The organism is Janthinobacterium sp. FT14W (genome assembly GCF_009208755.1).
GTDB classification, from domain to species: Bacteria; Pseudomonadota; Gammaproteobacteria; order Burkholderiales; family Burkholderiaceae_D; genus Janthinobacterium; species Janthinobacterium violaceinigrum.
In genome coordinates this window covers 1-255 of sequence record NZ_WFLL01000178.1, presented here as the reverse complement: position 1 = coordinate 255, position 255 = coordinate 1, and the positions used below count along the sequence as shown (strand labels likewise).

Sequence of the window (255 nt, the reverse complement as noted above, 5' to 3'; positions counted from 1 at the left end):
TAAGTTGACACTTTTTCGCTACAGAGAAGGAGTGTCCGATGGAACAAGGGTTTCGACGCAGTCAGCGAGATTACAGCCTGGCTTTTAAATTGAGCGTTGTCGAGCAGGTTGAAAAAGGCGAGCTGACATACAAGCAGGCGCAAACGCGCTACGGAATACAAGGTCGGTCGACAGTTTTGGTATGGTGTCGTAAACACGGCCTGCAGGATTGGACGCATCCCAGGGGCCGAAGCCAACGGAGGGCGACCATGACAG

At 52.9% G+C, this 255-nt stretch carries 1 pseudogene; it reads left to right on the top strand.

Annotation, left to right across the window (positions count from 1 at the left end):
* Positions 1–38: 38 nt before the first annotated feature.
* A pseudogene (locus GCN74_RS28520) lies at positions 39–255 on the top strand (IS3 family transposase); the annotation flags it as partial.